This is a genomic window from Leclercia sp. UBA5076 (genome assembly GCF_002416465.1).
In the GTDB taxonomy this organism is placed as follows: Bacteria; Pseudomonadota; Gammaproteobacteria; order Enterobacterales; family Enterobacteriaceae; genus Enterobacter.
The window spans coordinates 250,337-262,794 of the sequence record NZ_DIAO01000004.1; the positions used below are offsets into that span (position 1 = coordinate 250,337).

A 12,458-nucleotide genomic window follows, 5' to 3' on the forward strand; every position below is an offset into this window, starting at 1 on the left:
CAGCAGTTCAGAAATAACGCACAAATCGCCGTCGTTTAAGGTTTCCTTAAGTTGGCATCCGTATGCTTAGGCTTTTCCAGTCATTGACCTTAATTATGACACAGATTTCCTCCGCTTCAGAATTGTCTAAGTTAAAGAGTTCTAAGACAAAACCCCTTTACCCTTTGCCGGTACGTTTTTATGTTAACCAGTTCATTGTGCTGCTGGTGCTGGCCGCGGTTTTTATCTGGCTTTCGCGGGATGAAACCCTCGACAGGGTGCTGACCGGCTACTGGTTTGATGCGGCGAGCCAACGCTTTCCGCTGCAGCAGAACGCGCTGCTCGATCTGCTCAATCATCGACTGGCGAAATACCTGACCATCACTCTGGCCGCCGGGATGCTGCTGTACGGTATCTGGCGACGCAACGCTCAGTGGGTGACCGGGGCGTTGCTGATGGGGCTTGGCACGGCGGTGGTGGGCATACTGAAAGCCACCAGCCATCACAGCTGCCCCTGGGACCTGATGGAGTACGGCGGCAAAGCGCTGTCCTATCCCCTGTTTGACGCCGCCCCTGCCGGCAGCGGCCCCGGGCGCTGTTTTCCGGGCGGGCACGCCTCAAGCGGCTTTATGGTGATGGGGCTGTTCTTCGCCTTCTGGCGTGAACGTCCGCGCCTGGCCTGGGGAATGGTCGCTGCGGGTATCGTGCTCGGGCTGGGGATGGGCTATGGCCAGGTGATGCGCGGTGCACATTTCTTCTCCCATAACCTGTGGGCAGGCTGGTGGGTGTGGTTTTCTCAGGTGGTGGCCTATGGCCTGGTGTCCGCCTGGTTTGCAAAAGAGTAACGAGGATATGTTAGAAGATCTGAACTACGGACTGTTTCATCTGATTAATGCCACACCTGCTTCAGCGGAGTGGAGCATTAATCTCGCCACCTTTGTGGCGAAAGACCTGATCAGCATCGTGCCGGCGCTGATTGCGATCCTCTGGCTATGGGGACCGCGCAAACAGGTGGGTGCCCAGCGCCAGCTGGTGATTAAAATTGCCATGGCGCTGGTGATCAGCCTGGCAGCGTCGTGGCTGCTGGGGCATCTCTTCCCTCATGACCGCCCGTTTGTCGATCGTGTCGGCTATAACTTCCTGCCTCACGCCGCAGACGACTCCTTCCCGAGCGATCACGGCACCGTCATTTTCACCTTTGCGCTGGCGTTCCTGTTCTGGCACCGCGTCTGGTCGGGCATCGTCTTAATGATGGTAGCCTGCGCTGTCGCCTGGTCCCGCGTCTATCTTGGCGTGCACTGGCCGATGGATATGCTGGGCGGGCTGATGGTCGGCTTGCTGGGCTGCCTGAGCGCGCAGATCCTCTGGAATCTGTGCGGTGACGTTATCTATCAACGTCTTTCGCAGCTTCACCGCTTCTGCTTTGCCCTGCCTATCCGTAAAGGCTGGATACGTGACTAAGTCGGGTTTAGCGAGTTAAACTTGAGCCCCCGGCGTAACGGGGGTTCATTTTTGGCTCCGAGGACCTATGGAAACACGACGTGACGAACGGCTGGCTCAACTGATTAATGCGCTTAAGCGCAGCGATAAATTGCATCTGAAAGAAGCCGCCGCGCTGCTGGGTGTCTCTGAGATGACCATTCGACGGGATCTCAACAGTGAAAGCGGCCCCGTAGTGCTGCTTGGCGGCTATATCGTCCTCGAACCCCGCAGCGCCAGCCACTATCTGCTGAGCGATCAAAAGACCCGTCTGGTGGAAGAGAAGCGCAAAGCCGCACGTCTGGCCGCCTCGCTGGTGCAGCCGCATCAAACGCTCTTTTTCGATTGCGGTACCACTACCCCCTGGATCATCGAAGCCATTGATAACGACCTGCCCTTTACCGGCGTCTGCTACTCCCTGAATACGTTCCTCGCCCTGCAGGAAAAACCGGGGTGCCGGGTGATCCTCTGCGGCGGCGAGTTCCACGCCAGCAATGCCATTTTCAAACCGCTCAATCTGCAGGACACGCTTAATAATCTCTGCCCGGATATCGCCTTTTACTCCGCGGCGGGTGTACATGTCCGTCAGGGCGCAACCTGCTTTAATCTGGATGAACTGCCGGTAAAACAGTGGGCGATGAGCATGGCTCAGTACCATGTACTGGTGGTGGATCACAGCAAGATAGGTAAAGTGCGCCCGGCGAGAATGGGCGAGCTGACCTGTTTTGATGCCATCGTGAGCGACTGCCGTCCGGATGAGGAATTGGTTGCTTATGCTAAGGCGCAGCAGATAAAGCTGATGTACTGAGTGGGGTTTACTGCCCGGCGGCGCTGCGCTTGCACGGGCCTACGATTCAGGCGTTTGGGCTGTTCATAGGCCGGGTAAGGCGAAGCCGCTACCCGGCGCTGTTTTATTTACTTAAACCAACCCCCAAACCATTCGTGGAATTTCATCATGACGAAATCCCACATCCGGCCAAAGAAGCCCCCCTCTTCCACCGCCTCCATCACAATCAGCGGACGCTGTTCGATGGATTTGCCGTTCAGCTGGAAGTCGATGGTACCGACCACCTGGCCTTTCTTCAGCGGCGCAGTGAGCTGTTTGTCGGTGAGGGTGTAGCTGGCCTTCAGGTTTTTCAGCTGGCCGCGCGGAATGGTCACGGAACCGCTCTCCCCGGCGCCGAGTTTAACCTCGCTCTTGTCGCCAAACCAGACGCGCTGGCTGACAAACGTCGCATCCGGCTTGATAGGGGTAACAGTTTCGAAGAAGCGGAAGCCCCAGGTCAGCAGTTTTTCCGACTCGTTAAAGCGGATGCGGTCGGTTTTGGTGCCCAGCACCACTGAGATCAGACGCATATCGCCCTGGGTCGCCGACGCCACGAGGTTGTAGCCAGCCCCCGCCGTGGTTCCGGTTTTCATCCCGTCAACGTTAAGGTTGCTGCTCCAGAGCAGGCGGTTACGGTTCGGCTGGCGGATTTTGTTGAAAGTAAACTCTTTCTCTTTGTGGATCGCATACTCTTCCGGCACGTCATGAATCAGTGCCTTACCGAGCAGGGCCATATCGCGGGCGGTACTGAACTGGCCCGGCGCATCCAGACCGTGAACGGTTTTAAAGGTGGTGTTGGTGAGGCCCAGTCGCTGGGCATAGCCATTCATCAAACCAATAAAAGAATCCTGACTGCCGGCCACATAATCGGCCAGCGCGATACAGGCATCATTTCCTGACTGAATGATTACCCCTTTGTTCAGGTCAGAAACCGCCACCTGATCGCCAGGCTTCAGGAACATGACCGAGGAGCCGCGCAGCGCCGGGTTACCGGTCGCCCAGGCATCTTTACCGATGGTCACCATGTCGGTGAGCTTGATTTTGCCCGCTTTCAGCGCCTGCCCTACCACGTAGCTGGTCATGATTTTGGTCAGGCTTGCAGGATCAAGTTTCTCGTCAGCGTTGCCCTCGGCCAGCACTTTACCGCTGGCGTAGTCCATCAGTATCCAGGCGCGCGCATCAACCGGCGGTGCCTCTGGCGCCGCCTGTTCCGCTGCGTACAGCGAAGGTGCAAAAAGGACCAGCAGCGCACTACCTGCTACCAGACCACGTAAATAAGAAGTTTTTCGCATCATGTTGCCACCCGAATGTCCATTCCAAAAATCACGTCATACCGCCGTGTCGCAAGAAACGTTGATTAATAACGTACTAATGGCTTTAAAAAAACTAAAACCTGGTAAACTTTTTTAAAGTTTACGCAATTACAATCCGATAAGCTTTGACCCCATCGATTTTTTTCGCCTCTGTTGCGTATTTGTTAGGTTTATCCCAACATGGAAGCCCTACACACGGATCTCATCCTGATATCGGCTTTAATTATAAGGGGTTATTATGATTACTTTGTGGGGCCGGAACAATTCAACGAACGTCAAAAAGGTGCTCTGGACGCTGGAAGAGCTCGATTTACCCTTCAACCAGATCATGGCGGGAATGCAGTACGGGGTGAATAAAGAGGCGGAGTATCTGGCGATGAATCCCAATGGCCTGGTACCGCTGCTGCGCGATGACGAAACCGATCTGACGCTGTGGGAGTCCAACGCTATTGTGCGCTACCTTGCGGCGCAATATGGACAGAACAGGCTGTGGATCGATGCCCCTGCGAAGCGTGCCGTGGGTGAGAAGTGGATGGACTGGGCTAACCAGACGCTCTCCCCCGCCCACCGGGTGATCCTGATGGGGCTGGTGAGAACCCCGGAAGCCGAACGTAACTATGCGGCGATTAACGCAGCAAAAGAGAGCTGCGAATCCCTGTTCGCCATGCTGGATGAGGCTCTCGCGACACAACCGTGGCTGTCGGGCGATGCGTTTGGCGTGGGGGATATCGCCGTCGCACCGTTTGTCTGGAACCTCACCAACGTCGATCTTGAGTGGACGCCGCGCCCCAATCTGGCGCGCTGGCTGACCAACCTGAGCGAGCGACCGGCATACCGCAACGTGGTGATGATCCCGGTCAGCTAAGCTATGTCCCGGACGGGCTGACCTTCAACAGCTGCCCGTCCGACTCATCGGTCAGCACGTATAAATAGCCATCCGGCCCGACCCGCACATCGCGCACCCGCTGATTGCGATCCCCCAGAATACGCCCCTCTTCCGTCACGCGATTGCCGTTAACGTTCAGCACAATCACATCTTTGTCTTTCAGCGCGCCGATAAAGAGTTTGTTCTTCCACTGCGGGAAAACATCGCTGTTGTAGAAGGCCATGCCGCTGAGGGCCGGGGACTGCTTCCAGACAAACAGCGGCGGCTCGGTGCCTGCCACCTGCTCGCCCTTCGCTTCCGGTATCGGCAATCCGCTGTAGTTGATGCCGTGCGTCGCCAGCGGCCAGCCGTAGTTTTTGCCCTTTTCCGGAATGTTGATTTCATCGCCGCCGCGTGGGCCGTGCTCATTAAGCCACAGCGTATCGCTCCACGGGTTCATCGCTAACCCCTGCGGGTTACGAATGCCGTAAGACCAGATCTCGGGTCGTGCGCCCTGACGGTTTACGAACGGGTTATCGTCCGGTACGGCCCCCTGGTCAGTAAGACGCACCACTTTGCCCTGCAGCTTGTCCAGATCCTGGGCGGTGGGCCGCTGATTATTCTCCCCCAGGGCGATATAGAGATAGCCTTTCCCGTCGAACACCAGCCGGCCACCAAAGTGATTGCCTGTGGAGAGTTTTGGCTGCTGGCGGAAGATCACCTTGAAGCCCTCCAGCCGGGTATTGTCGTCGCTGAGACGGCCATACCCTACCGCGGTGCCCGCTTTACCGTCATCCCCCGCTTCGGCATAGCTCAGCCAGACCCGACGCGACGTGGCAAAATCAGGGGCCAGCGCCACGTCAAGCAACCCGCCCTGGCCGTTAGCCCAGACCTTTGGCACGCCGACGATGGGATCGGAGAGCCCTTTGCCCGCCTGCCAGCGCTTAAGCTGCCCGCCTTTCAGGGTGATCAACATCCCCTGATCTTCCGGCAGGAACGCCAGCGCCCACGGATGATCGAGTTTATTTTGCAGTACCGAAACCTTCACGTCGGCTGACGCGGCAAACAGCGAGGCAGAGATCAGTAACAATGGCAGGGAAATAAGCGAGGATCGACGCATAATGCACTCCTTTACAAGGTATGACTTAAAGGTAGCCACTCAGCGCAGGGGCATTATCACTTTTACAAAAGCTTAAGCAGTTGGGGGAGTTGCCTCCCCCGGGGTCAGCTCCGAATCAGCGGTGTATGCGATTTCAGATACTGGATGCAGAGAGTGAGATCGTTCAGACAGCTTTCCAGCTTCTCTGCGTTGACGGCGATGAATGTCGGGCAATCATGGTTGCCGGTCATCATACAGACGCCTGCGGTGGTGAGCGAACCGGCGGCACGATAGAGCATCGCCTGCTCCTCAGCATTGCAGTGCGCCCTCAGTTCAGGCGCTTTTTCACGCATGTAAGTACAAAGTTCAAAAAAATTGTCACGCAGATGGTCGCTTTCGCTGACTGACATATACCCCTTCGCTTTCCTTAACTGCAGATAGGCCGCGAGATCGATTCGGGCGTTGATCATCTTGTTAAGAAGATCGCGTTTTAGTCTGTCAACGGACATGCTTTTTCCCCCCTTGTCAGCCTTAGTACACTCTTAGATTATGTCTATTTTTTGCGCAGTTTAATGCGTCAGGTCAATAATCCACGGCGGATGACTGACATTTACAATGTTAAATTGTCCCGGATGGGTATCGCCAAAAACAGGCGGACCCGCAGGCGCTTAAATCCTTATTCTTCTTCCGGTGCGCAATATCAGGCTACCTGCGTCTGCCGCTGCACAGATCGCTATAAATTCGCCGCGGAAATCTGTACAATCCCTGCCCTGATAACTCCATAACTGACTACTTTTTAATCTATGAGCAATGTTACGCACCAGCCGAAAATCGGCTTCGTCTCTCTGGGCTGCCCGAAAAACCTGGTGGATTCCGAACGTATCCTGACCGAGCTTCGCACCGAAGGCTATGACGTGGTACCAAGCTACGACAACGCCGATATGGTGATCGTTAACACCTGCGGCTTTATCGATAGCGCCGTACAGGAGTCTCTGGAAGCCATCGGTGAAGCACTCACCGAAAACGGCAAGGTGATTGTCACCGGTTGCCTGGGTGCCAAAGTCGATCAGATCCGCGAAGTCCATCCTAAGGTGCTGGAAATCACCGGTCCGCACAGCTATGAGCAGGTGCTGGAACATGTGCACCACTACGTGCCAAAACCAAAGCACAACCCGTTCCTGAGCCTGGTGCCGGAACAGGGCGTGAAGCTGACGCCCCGTCACTATGCGTACTTAAAAATTTCCGAAGGCTGCAACCATCGCTGCACCTTCTGCATTATCCCGTCGATGCGTGGCGATCTGGTGAGCCGTCCGATTGGCGAAGTGCTGGCCGAAGCCAAACGTCTGGCCGATGCGGGCGTAAAAGAGCTGCTGGTGATCTCTCAGGATACCTCCGCCTACGGCGTGGACGTGAAGCACCGCTCCGGTTTCCACAACGGCGAGCCGGTGAAAACCAGCATGGTCGGCCTGTGCGAACAGCTCGCTAAGCTGGGCATCTGGACCCGTCTGCACTACGTCTACCCTTACCCGCACGTGGACGACGTGATCCCGCTGATGGCGGAAGGCAAGATCCTGCCGTACCTGGATATCCCGCTGCAGCACGCCAGCCCGCGCATCCTGAAGCTGATGAAGCGTCCTGGCTCCGTTGACCGCCAGCTGGCGCGCATCAAGCAGTGGCGTGAAATCTGTCCGGATCTGACCCTGCGCTCCACCTTTATCGTCGGCTTCCCGGGTGAAACCGAAGAAGATTTCCAGATGCTGCTCGATTTCCTGAAAGAAGCCCGTCTGGATCGCGTGGGTTGCTTCAAGTACAGCCCGGTTGAAGGCGCGACCGCCAACGAACTGGCGGATCAGGTGCCGGAAGAGATCAAAGAAGAGCGCTGGAACCGCTTCATGCAGCTGCAACAGCAGATCTCTGCTGAACGTCTGCAGGAGAAAGTGGGCCGCGAAATTCTGGTGATCATCGACGAAGTGGATGAAGAAGGCGCCATTGGCCGCAGCATGGCCGACGCCCCGGAAATCGACGGTGCGGTCTACCTGAACGGTGAAACGAAGGTGAAACCGGGCGATATCGTGCGCGTGAAGGTTGAAAATGCTGACGAATATGACCTGTGGGGCAGCCGGGTTTAATCACACAGCTACATAGATTAAGGGGACGTCACGTCCCCTTTTTTATTGTGATTAATACTCAAACTGCCGGTAATAACGGCGGATATCCAGACTGTGGCCGGTGTAATGCTCGAAGTGGGCGGCAAGACGGTCCACCAGCAGGGTTGAGATGACGCACGGCGCCAGCAGCCAGCGGAACGCATCGTCAATGCCCGCCAGGGTGTAATCACGCGGATCAAACACCACCAGATTATCGGTAATTTTCGCCGCGAAACGTTCGACGCGGTCGTCCAGCGCCCGGCATTTGCCCTCGCCTTTGACCAGGAACAGCGGCACCTCTTTCTCCAGCAGCTCCAGCGTGCCGTGGAAAAACTCCGCAGACGAAACCGATTTGGTGCGCTTCCACTGCATCTCCTCCAGAATGCACATCGAGAAGAGATAGACTTCGCCCCACATCTCCGCGCCGCCAATCCACATCATATAATCGGCGGTATGGTATTTTTGCGCGATGGCATCCGCCTGTGGATCAAATTGCTTTTTGGCGTTAAGGAGATTCTCAGGTAACAGCTCCAGCTGGCTGGCAAAGCGGTCGTAATCCACGAATTCCCCGTTACGATGCAGTAAGCGGAAAAATACCCAGTAGAGCAGCATATATTCATATTCCACGCCGTTCTTGTGCCGCATCGGAATATGCCAGGTGGCGGCATTCGCCAGCGGTGAGTCGCTGTTTTTGGTGATCGCCACCACGCGGATCCCCTGCGCCTTGCACCATTCGGCAATCGCCACCGACTCTTTGGTATCCCCCGATTTCGAGAGGGTAATCACCACGGAATCTTTATTTAAGCGTTTATGTCCGGCATGAATTAATTCTGCCGCCTGTTCAAGGTAAACCGGTATTTCGGTTAATTCCCGGGCGAAGGCGTTAATGGCCATCATCGGCGCCAGCGATCCCCCTACCGAGGAGAAAAATAGCGTGCTGAAGCCCTGCTGATAAATATCGTCGGCGACCTGTTCCGCCTGTTTACGCGCAGCAACAATCTCACGAGCACTGGTCAGGTACTCGTCCTGATTAAAACCTAACATAGTTGTTCTCCTGCTATATTTTGCTTTTTAAAACCCGATCGAAGTCATCGAAGATACGCACCGAGAGATCGATGCCTTTGGCGCAGGCGGTACGCCAGGCCAGAATTTGCATGGGGACAATCAACAGCAGCGGCGAGAGCAGATGCGGCAGGCCGCAGTTCAGCGCCAGGGTATTTTCCTGCTCCTCGCCCGTCAGCGTCACCAGAAACGTCTGTTTAACCGCCGGGGCCATATAGTCCCTGAGCGCCCGCAGGCGTGGGTTTGGTGCATCCTCAATAAAGAACATCACATGCTCTGCGTTGGCCTCCAGATAGGGGCCATGCATGTAGGCTTCCAGCTCAAATCCGCCGGACGGCACCCGCACCGTTTCGGTGAACTTGGTTTCGAACTCCTTCGCCACCCCGGTCAGGGCCCCTTCGCCGATGGCAACAAAGCGTGTGCCCTCCCGAAGAGTGTGCTGATGGTGCGCGAAAAACGTCTCCGTGCGGGCGATGGTGTCGGGGATCGCCGTTGCAAGCTGGTGCAGCGCCTTCAGGTAGTCCTGTGCTTCCCGTTCATCAATCTGCTGTTGCGCCTGGGCAAGCGTGAGCGCAACCAGCAGCAGATTGAGCACCGTGGCGCTAAAGCCGCGGGTCACAAACCCCACCTTCTCGATCCCGGTATGGATATCCAGCACACGATCGCAGCGGCGGCCTATCGGGCTATCCGGGTCTGACGTCAGGGCGAACACCGGCAGCCCGGCGGCCTGCACTTTTTCCATCGCCGCCAGCGTCGAGGCGCTTTTTCCGCTCTGGGAGACCACCAGCACCATGTCGGTGTGCGGGTCGATGGCTTCATAATGCACAAAGTTGTACGGCTCCTTGATTTCCACCAGCAGGCCGAAGCGGTGTTCAAAGAAGTAGCGCGCGCACATCGCCGCATTGAGCGACGATCCGGTCGCCAGCACCAGCAGACGGCGTACCGGGTGCTGACGGGCAAAGGCCTCCAGCGATTCGAGATGAGCCGGATAGTGCCGGAGAATATTCTCCAGCGCCGCAGGCTGCTCCTCGATATAGGTCATCATTGTTGGTTGCATCGTTTTCTCCGCTTAAAACAGACCGATCCACGAACCCAGAATGCCCACCAGCGCCATGCCGCCGATGATGGTGAGCGGTTTTACCTTGCGCCCCAGCAGCCAGTAGACAATGCCGAAGCTGATAAGGGGCAGCAGACAAGGCATGATGTTGTCGATGATCCCCTGGACCTCGGTTTTCGCCTCTCCCGCGCCGAAGGAGACAGGGATAGTGATGTTGATCATCGAGGCGGCCATCGCCCCCACCACCATCAGCCCGATAATCGACGCCCCGTAGGTAAGGCTCTCCATCATCCCGCTCTTCTGCACCCGATGGAGCACCCCGGTGCCCAGCACGTATCCCCAGCGGGTAAAAAGCCAGCGCACCAGAATGTGCGGCACGTTAAACACCAGCAGGAACAGGATTGGCCCCAGGATGTTGCCCTGCAGCGCCAGGCTGGTGCCGATCCCGGTGGCGATCAGGCGCAGCGTCCCCCAGAAGAAGGAGTCCCCCAGCCCGGCCAGCGGCCCCATCAGCGACGCCTTCACGTTGTCGATTGCCGTGCCGTCCATCTCGTTTTGCTGGCTGTTTTTCTCCTCCATCGCCGTGGTGATGCCCAGCAGCAGCGTGACGATATGCGGCGTGGTGTTGAAGAACACCAGGTGGCGTTTTAGTGCCGCCGCCAGCGCGGCCTTTTGCGGATAGAGCTTTTTCAGCACCGGGATCAGGGCATAGACGAAGGCAAGGTTCATCTGCCGCTCATAGTTCCAGGAAAACTCCATCTGGAACGACCGCCAGAACACCCGGCGCAGATCGCGGGCGTTAATCGCGTTCTCATCCTGCGTCTCGGGCAGGGTCTCTTCAGAAATCTTCGTCGTCATCAGCGACTCCTTGATCGGTCGTTGTACGGGGAGCGTTAGGGGCGGTCATATTGACCATCACCACCGCCACAATGGCACCGAGAATGGCGATACCGGTGACGGGTATTTTCAGGTACGCCATCAGGGCAAAGCCGAGGAAGAAGAACGGGGCCACTTTTTTGTTGATCAACAGCCGGGCGAGCATGGCAAAGCCCAGCGCCGGAATGATCCCCGTCGCCACGCTTAACCCGTGCTTAATAAATTCCGGGATGGCATCCAGCAATGATTTCACCGCGCTGCTGCCCACCAGGAATGACACCGTCACCACCGCCGCCAGCATCAGCGACAGACCAAACCCGGCGATAAGGTGCATCCGCTCGATACCGCCGGTATCCGCCTGTTCGGCATAGCTGTCGGCCTTCTGGCTGAGCATGGGGATAAACATGCCGAGATAGACGTTTTTCAGCACCAGCGTCAGGGTGGCGATTGGCAGGCCGAGCAGCAGCGCCGTTTCCGTTCCCGCCCCGGAGGTGATGGCGAATGCCACGCCGAGCACCCCGCCGGTGACCACGTCCGGCGGGATCGACGCCCCCACCGAAAACGAGCCGATAAACGCCAGCTCGAGCGTCGCGCCCATCACCACCCCCGTCTGCACATCGCCCAACACCAGCCCGGTTAACAGGCCGGTGACAATGGGCCGGGAGAGCAGCGAGGTGCCGAGGGCATATTCAGACTGGGCGATAAACGCCACCAGTCCGAGTAAAAGTGCCTCTACCATAGTGAGTCCTCATGAATTACAGCGTTTCGGCTAATAACTGCTTGCGATCGTTCGGCACCTGGCGTATTTCGACTTCAATACCGTTGCCGACCAGTTGAGTAAGTTTTTCTATTTCGTCCGGCAGCAAATTAATGGCCTTAGAGATATTGCGCGCCCCCTCTTTCGCTTTAATGCCGCCAAGATTAATGCTTTTAATACCGTCCACCGCCGAAGCTAAACGCCAGGCATCGTCTACGGACTCCACAACGATAAAAAGATGATATTTATCGGTGACGCCGCTTTTAATGGCTTCAATGGAGTCGTTGATATTTTTAATCACCAGCTTCACCGCGGGCGGTTTTGCCAGCTTGATGGTCGTTTTACGTAATTCATCATTGGGCACACTGTCGTTGGCAATTAATATGCAATCCGCCCCGACATACTGGGTCCAGGAAAAGGCGACCTGTCCGTGTAATAATCGGTGGTCAACGCGTAATAACGTAATCATTATTCTTCCTCTCGATCAGAAGTCTTTATCCGCCTGCAGCGCACTGGCAATAGACTGGTTGCAATACTGAATACTCTCTCTGGAACTGAATAACGCTTCGTGAATTAATTTCTCGCTATCCTGCTCATCCGCTGAAATCAGCAAGCCGATCACCAACGGGAGATTGAGGCCTGCGATCAAATGAAAATTTGGCCGGTGCAAAAAGCGGATAAATTCGTTGTTGACGCTACCGGCAAAAATATCGGTGATCGCAATCACCTCATCCTCTTCGGGCAGGCTGGCGAGTAAGGTTTCTACCTGCTCGGTTAAATCGCGGTTCTCGTCGACGTAGGCGCAGAGCGTATGGATGTCCTGCTGCTTGCCGAGGATCAGCTCAACCGAATCGAGTAACCCGCGGGCAAAGGTGCCGTGACTGGCAAAAATGTAATGTCGTTTCATCCTGTCCTCGAAAGCTCATTCCACTGTGCAGCGATGTGCTAAACAGAGAGTGCAACCCACGTGCCAGAAAAAGTGGCGCGTGGGAGGAGAG

At 56.3% G+C, this 12,458-nt stretch carries 14 protein-coding genes; 5 read left to right on the top strand and 9 right to left on the bottom strand.

Annotation, left to right across the window (positions count from 1 at the left end):
- The first annotated feature begins 95 nt into the window (after positions 1–95).
- The 3 genes from B3X29_RS04820 to deoR all read left to right on the top strand — a co-directional run bounded on the left by B3X29_RS04820 (position 96) and on the right by deoR (position 2,266).
- Positions 96–824: a phosphatase PAP2 family protein gene (locus tag B3X29_RS04820; protein ID WP_290511848.1), complete on the top strand. Its 729-nt coding sequence runs from the start codon at positions 96–98 to the stop codon at positions 822–824.
- A 7-nt stretch (positions 825–831) separates the two neighbouring features.
- A complete protein-coding gene (gene ybjG, locus B3X29_RS04825; protein WP_156654169.1) occupies positions 832–1,440 on the top strand; it encodes an undecaprenyl-diphosphate phosphatase in 609 nt (202 codons plus the stop codon).
- Positions 1,441–1,507: 67 nt separating this feature from the next.
- On the top strand, positions 1,508–2,266 hold the full coding sequence (gene deoR / locus B3X29_RS04830; protein ID WP_103823460.1) for a DNA-binding transcriptional repressor DeoR: 759 nt from the start codon (positions 1,508–1,510) through the stop codon (positions 2,264–2,266).
- Between the two features lie 107 nt (positions 2,267–2,373).
- On the opposite strand, the gene dacC is transcribed toward deoR, so the two are convergent.
- On the bottom strand, positions 2,374–3,579 hold the full coding sequence (dacC, locus tag B3X29_RS04835) for a serine-type D-Ala-D-Ala carboxypeptidase (protein ID WP_103178834.1): 1,206 nt from the start codon (positions 3,577–3,579) through the stop codon (positions 2,374–2,376).
- 256 nt (positions 3,580–3,835) lie between these two features.
- Between dacC and B3X29_RS04840 the strand changes: the two genes are divergently transcribed.
- Complete coding sequence (locus B3X29_RS04840) at positions 3,836–4,462, top strand: glutathione S-transferase family protein (protein WP_103178833.1); 627 nt, start codon at positions 3,836–3,838, stop codon at positions 4,460–4,462.
- Position 4,463: 1 nt separating this feature from the next.
- On the opposite strand, the gene B3X29_RS04845 is transcribed toward B3X29_RS04840, so the two are convergent.
- Both B3X29_RS04845 and bssR read right to left on the bottom strand, forming a co-directional pair.
- Positions 4,464–5,582, bottom strand: a complete 1,119-nt coding sequence (locus B3X29_RS04845; protein ID WP_159339238.1) for a PQQ-dependent sugar dehydrogenase — start codon at positions 5,580–5,582, stop codon at positions 4,464–4,466.
- Between the two features lie 104 nt (positions 5,583–5,686).
- Complete coding sequence (gene bssR / locus B3X29_RS04850) at positions 5,687–6,070, bottom strand: biofilm formation regulator BssR (RefSeq protein WP_103178831.1); 384 nt, start codon at positions 6,068–6,070, stop codon at positions 5,687–5,689.
- A 294-nt stretch (positions 6,071–6,364) separates the two neighbouring features.
- On the opposite strand from bssR, the gene rimO reads away from it, so the two are divergent.
- Positions 6,365–7,690 (top strand): 30S ribosomal protein S12 methylthiotransferase RimO, encoded by a 1,326-nt coding sequence (rimO, locus tag B3X29_RS04855; protein WP_159339239.1) that lies wholly within the window; start codon positions 6,365–6,367, stop codon positions 7,688–7,690.
- Positions 7,691–7,741: 51 nt separating this feature from the next.
- Here rimO and B3X29_RS04860 read toward each other — a convergent pair whose 3' ends face one another.
- From B3X29_RS04860 to B3X29_RS04885, 6 genes are read right to left on the bottom strand one after another with little or no spacing between them, the layout of a single operon-like run.
- Complete coding sequence (locus tag B3X29_RS04860) at positions 7,742–8,752, bottom strand: SIS domain-containing protein (RefSeq protein ID WP_156654162.1); 1,011 nt, start codon at positions 8,750–8,752, stop codon at positions 7,742–7,744.
- Between the two features lie 13 nt (positions 8,753–8,765).
- Positions 8,766–9,827, bottom strand: coding sequence for an SIS domain-containing protein (locus B3X29_RS04865; protein ID WP_156654161.1), 1,062 nt, complete (start codon positions 9,825–9,827; stop codon positions 8,766–8,768).
- A gap of 12 nt (positions 9,828–9,839) precedes the next feature.
- Positions 9,840–10,685 (bottom strand): PTS system mannose/fructose/sorbose family transporter subunit IID, encoded by an 846-nt coding sequence (locus B3X29_RS04870; protein WP_103178827.1) that lies wholly within the window; start codon positions 10,683–10,685, stop codon positions 9,840–9,842.
- Complete coding sequence (locus B3X29_RS04875) at positions 10,666–11,442, bottom strand: PTS mannose/fructose/sorbose/N-acetylgalactosamine transporter subunit IIC (RefSeq protein ID WP_156654160.1); 777 nt, start codon at positions 11,440–11,442, stop codon at positions 10,666–10,668. The genes B3X29_RS04870 and B3X29_RS04875 overlap by 20 nt, the downstream gene beginning before the upstream one ends.
- A gap of 16 nt (positions 11,443–11,458) precedes the next feature.
- Positions 11,459–11,929, bottom strand: a complete 471-nt coding sequence (locus B3X29_RS04880; protein WP_103178825.1) for a PTS sugar transporter subunit IIB — start codon at positions 11,927–11,929, stop codon at positions 11,459–11,461.
- A gap of 15 nt (positions 11,930–11,944) precedes the next feature.
- The gene (locus B3X29_RS04885; protein ID WP_156654159.1) at positions 11,945–12,367 is read right to left on the bottom strand and encodes a PTS sugar transporter subunit IIA; all 423 of its coding nucleotides are present in this window, start codon (positions 12,365–12,367) and stop codon (positions 11,945–11,947) included.
- Positions 12,368–12,458: the final 91 nt, after the last annotated feature.

Coding starts and splice junctions, on each gene's coding strand:
- deoR (WP_103823460.1), top strand. CDS start 1,508: ATGGAAACACGACGTGACGAACGGCTGGCTCAACTGATTAATGCGCTT.
- bssR (WP_103178831.1), bottom strand. CDS start 6,070: ATGTCCGTTGACAGACTAAAACGCGATCTTCTTAACAAGATGATCAAC.
- B3X29_RS04865 (WP_156654161.1), bottom strand. CDS start 9,827: ATGCAACCAACAATGATGACCTATATCGAGGAGCAGCCTGCGGCGCTG.
- B3X29_RS04880 (WP_103178825.1), bottom strand. CDS start 11,929: ATGATTACGTTATTACGCGTTGACCACCGATTATTACACGGACAGGTC.
- B3X29_RS04845 (WP_159339238.1), bottom strand. CDS start 5,582: ATGCGTCGATCCTCGCTTATTTCCCTGCCATTGTTACTGATCTCTGCC.
- dacC (WP_103178834.1), bottom strand. CDS start 3,579: ATGATGCGAAAAACTTCTTATTTACGTGGTCTGGTAGCAGGTAGTGCG.
- B3X29_RS04870 (WP_103178827.1), bottom strand. CDS start 10,685: ATGACGACGAAGATTTCTGAAGAGACCCTGCCCGAGACGCAGGATGAG.
- B3X29_RS04840 (WP_103178833.1), top strand. CDS start 3,836: ATGATTACTTTGTGGGGCCGGAACAATTCAACGAACGTCAAAAAGGTG.
- B3X29_RS04875 (WP_156654160.1), bottom strand. CDS start 11,442: ATGGTAGAGGCACTTTTACTCGGACTGGTGGCGTTTATCGCCCAGTCT.
- ybjG (WP_156654169.1), top strand. CDS start 832: ATGTTAGAAGATCTGAACTACGGACTGTTTCATCTGATTAATGCCACA.
- B3X29_RS04885 (WP_156654159.1), bottom strand. CDS start 12,367: ATGAAACGACATTACATTTTTGCCAGTCACGGCACCTTTGCCCGCGGG.
- rimO (WP_159339239.1), top strand. CDS start 6,365: ATGAGCAATGTTACGCACCAGCCGAAAATCGGCTTCGTCTCTCTGGGC.
- B3X29_RS04820 (WP_290511848.1), top strand. CDS start 96: ATGACACAGATTTCCTCCGCTTCAGAATTGTCTAAGTTAAAGAGTTCT.
- B3X29_RS04860 (WP_156654162.1), bottom strand. CDS start 8,752: ATGTTAGGTTTTAATCAGGACGAGTACCTGACCAGTGCTCGTGAGATT.